Genomic DNA, 5,975 nt, shown 5'->3' on the forward strand with positions numbered 1-5,975 from the left:
CTATTAAAAACGGAATAATTTTATTTGGTTTTAAAATAGAAAATTGATTACAACTAAGAAAGGACAAAATGATAATGAAAAAAATAGTTTTTTTAATTTTAGATGAATTTGCAGACTGGGAAACTGCATTTCTGGCTTCGGCATTAAATGAAGAAAATATAACTCAAAATTGTTCAGTTAGTTATGCTTCAACTGATAAGGATATTAAAGTATCAATGGGTAATTTAAAAATTCTGCCTGACATGACATTAGAAGAAATCACAGAAGACAATACTGATGGATTGATTTTAATTGGAGGAAAAACTTGGAGAAACCAGAGCTTTGAAACAAACTACACAATTATTGAACTTGTTAAAAAATTTAAGAATAATCCAAATAAAGTTGTGGGGGCAATTTGTGATGCCGCTTATTTCCTTGCAACTAATGGTCTTCTAAATGATTGTAAGCATACTGTAAACAGTTTTGCTGAAATAAAGGATAATGAAAATTATACAAATTCTGAAAATTTTGTGAAGGCAGAATCAGTAATTGATGGAAAGATAGTAACTGCAAGAGGTGACAGTCCTGTACATTTTGCAAAAAATGTGATGAGAGCATTAGGCGATATTCCTGAAAAAAATATAAATTTCTTTTTTGATATTTATACAATTGGATTTGAAAAAGCTTTTGAAAAATATTCTAATGAATAAAAAGTTAAAGGGAGTGACTTATTCACTCCCTATTTTTGAATTATTTTCCTAATTCTTGTTTCAAGCCTTCAACTTTATCCAGCTTTTCCCAAGGCAAATCAATATCAGTTCTTCCAATATGTCCAAATGCCGCTAAATCTTGGTATCTGAATGATGGTTTTCTCAAATTTAATGATTTTTGAATTCCATTTGGTGTTAAGTCAAATAATTTTGCAACAGCCTCTTCAATTCTTGTTTCTTCAACTGTCCCAGTTCCAAATGTTTCTACACGAATTGACACAGGTTCAACGACACCTATCGCATAAGATAGCTGAACTTCACATTTTGTGGCAAAACCTGCTGCAACAATATTTTTGGCAATCCATCTTGCCGCATAAGCTGCCGATCTGTCAACTTTTGATGGATCTTTTCCAGAAAACGCTCCTCCACCATGTCTAAAATATCCACCATAAGTATCAATTATAATTTTTCTTCCAGTTAGTCCAGAATCTCCGTGAGGCCCTCCAATTACAAATCTTCCAGTCGGATTAATATGGAATTTTCTTACATTTTCAATATTTAAATTATATTTTTCCAACACAGGTTTTATAACAAGTTCTTTCAAATCCTTTTCAATTTGTGCATTTGTTACATCTTCGTTATGCTGTACTGACAAAACAACTGTATCAACATTTAACAATTTCCCATTTTCATCATAAGCTAATGTAACTTGTGCCTTTGCATCTGGTCTTGCCCAAGTGAGTGTTCCATTTCTTGTAATTTCAGTCAGTCTTTGAATAATTCCACGTGATAATACAAGTGCCAAAGGCATTAATTCTTCAGTTTCATTAACTGCCCCTCCAAACATAATCCCCTGATCTCCAGCTCCACCTGTATCGACTCCCATCGAAATATCAGGCGACTGTGAATGAATAGTATTTAACACACCACAGTCAGAGTCAAATCCCATTCCTGGACGGTATCCAATTTCATAAATTTTATCTCTAACAATCTTCTGAACATCCACATAAGTCTTAGTTGTAATCTCTCCCCCAACGACTACAAGCCCAGTAGTCGCAAATGTTTCACATGCTACTCTTGAACTTTCATCATCTGCAAGACAAGCATCTAATATCGAATCTGAAATCTGATCACAGATTTTATCTGGATGTCCTGGTGATACAAATTCCGATGTAAAGTAAATTTTTTTAGCCATTCTATTTCCTCCTAATTTTTTCTATAAACACAACTTAATTTACAACAATCAATCTTAAAACTTATAATTTCCAATTTCAATGCATAAAATATTTTGACTTAAAAAAAATCTCTTCCTAGAAAGGAAGAGAATTGTTTCTTATCTTCGCATTCATATGCCGGACTTAGCACCTTGTTATTACAGGTTGCTGGATACTCAAACGGGCCGTTCCCTTGTATCTCTCTTGATAAGTTTTATTAAATTGTATTATAATTTATTTGATTTTCAAATAACTTTATTGTAAAACAAGTATATAATATTTTTTTTCAAATGTCAATATTTAAAAAATTTTTATTTCCTGTATTTTTATTTATTGTATTCTGCTGCTTTTTTCTTCATAATTTCATCAATATTTACATCTGAAGATTTTTCGTCAGATTTTACTGTTTGTGCAGGTTGCTGTTGCTTAACTGTGCTTGGTTTTTCGGCTTTGATTTCAACTTTTGAAGCTTCTTCTGCCTTACTTTTACTTTTTACGTTATTAAGAGTGCTTTCTGTCAAGCTTTGAGACGAGTTTACATTTCCTAGGAATGTTTTTGGCTGTTTGTCATTTTTCTTCTCTTCAACTACTCCACCCTTTTCAATTCTTTCAACAGTAGCCGCAGCATTTTTATCTCCATTTTTTGCAGCTATTTTATACCATTTCAAAGCCTCTGTCATATTATTTTGTTGATGGTATGACATTGCGATTGGCATTGCAAGACCTTTATTCCCAGCATTATACGCTTTTAGAAGGTATGGACGTGATTCAGTCTGTTTTCCACCATCATATAAAATTGCTCCAATTTCATAATTTGCCTCTTTAACACCACGATTTGCAGCTTTTTGGAACCATTTCATCGCTTCTGATTCATTTTTAAGTTCTTTATTTAAAAGTGCCACACGTATGTCAGCTTCCTTTATCCCAGCATTATATGCTTTTTCAAATTCCACTTTAGCTTCTTTATATCTCTTTGCTTTTATTAAATCAATACCTCTATTGTATGCTTCTGCACCAGGACGCATTTTTATTTGTCTCATTTGCTGTCTACCAGCAGTCGTTGTAGAACCTTTTGGAAGTCTTGCAATCAATTTATTTGCTTCTGCCGTATTTCCTTCTTCTTTAAAAATCATAGCCAAGTTATAAATTGCTTCAGGATAGTTTTTATCTACACCATATTGCAAAATTTGTTTAACTTTATCCTTATTTTTTAAATTGTAATAAAGCTGTGCTAGCGACATAATTGATTCCTTATCTCCATTTTGAGCTTTTGTCAATGCTTCCGAAACTTTTGCAGGATCAATTTGATTGTCAATTAAATTTTGCTGTTCCTCAGGAGTTAAATTTTGTATATTCGGATTTCCTTGAGCCTGTCCTCCAAGATTAAAAATATCAGTATTGATGTCCTTATTTTGTTGCTGTTGTGTCTGCTGATTATTTTTCTTATCATCCTTTTTCTTTTTAAAGCAAGAAACTGACATCATACCAATAGCTAAAATTACTACCACTAACATTATTTTTCTTTTCATTCGTTTCTCATTCCTCTCTTTCAAATTCTTTTTATTTTTATAATTTTTTAATTTAATATATTTTCTATATATTTTTTCATCTAAAATGATCCTAATTGTGCTGCATCTAAGATTTTATACATAAAATCTGCACTTGCCTTCGTAGTTGGCTCATCATCAAAGTTTATGGTAAACAAACCATCCTTATTTTCCCATAATCTATCAAAATATGTATAAATATCCTTTGTCAGCTTAGAATTTTTATTTGTCAAAATTCTAAAATTAGCATCCATTATGTAACCACGTATATTTTTTTTGATTAAATTAGCCGAACCTGTGTGTATTATAACATTGCCATCTGTTTTTTTGATTAGTGTTATCTTTGTGTGATATTGCTCATTATTTGTAAAATACCATTTCACTTCTATTTTATTTTTAGTTTTTTTCTTCAATTTCTTAGAAACAGGTTTGTTAGGCAGTCCGTTCGTACTCATTCCAAAAGCATCTCTGCTTCTATCAAAAATAATCCGAACTTTTACACCACGATTTGCAGCTTTTATCAATTTATCGACAATACCTTTATCAGCTAGAAAATACATACCCATAAGTATTTCATCCCCAGCTTTCGCACTGTCAATGTCCTTATCCAGATGCTCCCCAATTTTTGCTTCTGTCACAAACTGAAGCTGATACTTATTATTTTCATCATCAAATCTTGTAATCGTATCTCCATTTTTCTGATTTTCATTTTCAGAATTTTGACTTTTTTCAGGAAGTTCTCCAGTTTGTGCAAATCTTCTTGTTTCCTCTTCCACAAATTCTTTCTTCTTATTCTCAATTTCTTTAACTTGCTTTTCAGTTTCACTTTCAGAAAAATTATTTGTCTCACTTGTCTGATTGTCCGTTAAATTTCCAATTTGACTGGTATTTATTTTATTTTCCTGCTTCTCAGTTACATCAATCTTCCCATCTGAAAATTCAGCCACAAGCTGTAATCCGTGCAAAACATCCTTTGTAATTTCGCCATTAGCCGATATTGCTACGTTTTCATGAAAATAGCTAGGATCGTGAATATTAGCACTTGAAACTACGACATTTTCCTCATTCAAAAATATTTTTCTGTGATCGGCCTTTACATTCAATGCCCTCAATAAATTTCTCAAAGTCAATTTAGGCCACATAGGCCCGTAAAAGTTTCCAATCCATCCTTTCCCCTGTGGATTTCCGTGAGGCTCTATCAAAGTTCTCCAAATTGGCGAGTACCAAGGAAACGTATCCTTAAGCTTAAAAATATCCACCATTATAACTTCAATACCAGCATTTTTCATATCTGTAATAAATGGATGCTCAAAAGCCCCATACAAATTATTATTCTCATCTGAAAGCACATATACCTTCAAATCAGGATTTTCCATCTTCTTTTTAATAAGCCTTCTCGTATATTCCTTAGCAAACTCTGGAAAATGCTCTTTATCCTTATTATAAATATCATTAAATAAGAACATCTCCACAATCAGATAATCCTTTGCTTCATCCACAACCTTATAAGTCGCCTCCCAAATCTTCCTGTCATACCGAATATTCCCATCCTTATCCAGATAAGTCAAATCATAATGAAACTCAACGTTATCGCTATCTCTCAATGGGCCTTCATAATTTACTCCAAGTGGAGGAGTTTTTATTGTGGAACATGAAATTGTAAAGGCTGTTAAAATACCAATTAATAAATACTTTTTTCTTCTTAAATTCATTTTTTTAAGAAACCTTTTATAACTTTTGAAAAGATTTCGCTCTCCTTTCTTTATGTACAAATTTTATTTATTTGTAAAAATCTATAAAATCTTGTAAATACATTATTTTTAAATTTTACTTATTTTTTTATCCTTTCTAAAAAGGAGTATTAGTTTTTTTACTAAAAATATTCATTTTGTTATAATCCTAAAATTTATACGACTCTCAGACAAGTCTAACGTTTACCTTTCTTTTTAGTTTTTCCACTTCTTTTATTTTTTGCTTTTTTGTTTCTTGAAAAAATTAAATTATCTAATTTGTGTTCTATATTTTCTAACTTTTCTATTTCTTTAATATTGTAATTAGGAATTTCTTCGTTTTTATCGTTTTCTTTTTCTAATTCTTTTACATATTCAGAAATTTCTTTAGAAGTTATTATGCAGAATAATAAAAAACTAAACAAAATTATGATTTTAATATCTATTTTTGTCAAAATTGATGAACTCATTTCTCCAATACTTTTTATTGTTGCTATTTTCCAAATATTTTGTATTGTAATCCCAATCGCTGATAATGTTAAAAATTTATCATATTTATTTCTGTCTAAAAGAATAGGAGTATTTTTTATTTTATTTATGATTTCTTTATTATAATATTCTGAACTTTTTTTACCATATAATTTTAGCCAGAAATATAATATACTAAATAAAAACAGAAATAACTCTAATAAGTTATATCGAACATCATCTTTACCAATATAAATCTTATCACTATTATTTAATAATTTCCATCCTAAACTATTATCTAAAAATATATAATTTTCAAGTTTATTT

5 protein-coding genes and 1 riboswitch are annotated in these 5,975 nt (G+C 30.5%); of the genes, 1 reads left to right on the forward strand and 4 read right to left on the reverse strand.

Features of this window, described 5'->3' with window-relative positions; all coding sequences use genetic code 11:
* The first annotated feature begins 74 nt into the window (after positions 1-74).
* Positions 75-689 carry a DJ-1/PfpI family protein gene (locus Q0370_RS06740; RefSeq protein ID WP_299573753.1) on the forward strand — a complete coding sequence of 205 codons (615 nt, stop codon included), beginning with the start codon at positions 75-77 and terminating at the stop codon, positions 687-689.
* Positions 690-729: 40 nt separating this feature from the next.
* Here the strand turns inward: Q0370_RS06740 and metK are convergent, their stop codons facing one another.
* The 4 genes from metK to Q0370_RS06760 all read right to left on the reverse strand — a co-directional run.
* Positions 730-1,884, reverse strand: coding sequence for a methionine adenosyltransferase (metK, locus tag Q0370_RS06745; protein ID WP_299573755.1), 1,155 nt, complete (start codon positions 1,882-1,884; stop codon positions 730-732).
* A 135-nt stretch (positions 1,885-2,019) separates the two neighbouring features.
* Positions 2,020-2,117: riboswitch (SAM riboswitch) on the reverse strand.
* Between the two features lie 112 nt (positions 2,118-2,229).
* A complete protein-coding gene (locus Q0370_RS06750; RefSeq protein ID WP_299573757.1) occupies positions 2,230-3,432 on the reverse strand; it encodes a tetratricopeptide repeat protein in 1,203 nt (400 codons plus the stop codon).
* A gap of 80 nt (positions 3,433-3,512) precedes the next feature.
* Positions 3,513-5,162 carry a phospholipase D family protein gene (locus Q0370_RS06755; RefSeq protein ID WP_299573759.1) on the reverse strand — a complete coding sequence of 550 codons (1,650 nt, stop codon included), beginning with the start codon at positions 5,160-5,162 and terminating at the stop codon, positions 3,513-3,515.
* Between the two features lie 215 nt (positions 5,163-5,377).
* Positions 5,378-5,975 (reverse strand): hypothetical protein (locus Q0370_RS06760; protein WP_299573762.1); only part of this gene is annotated, 598 nt, incomplete at its 5' end.

The organism is uncultured Leptotrichia sp. (assembly GCF_938036635.1).
Taxonomy (GTDB): domain Bacteria; phylum Fusobacteriota; class Fusobacteriia; order Fusobacteriales; family Leptotrichiaceae; genus Leptotrichia; species Leptotrichia hongkongensis.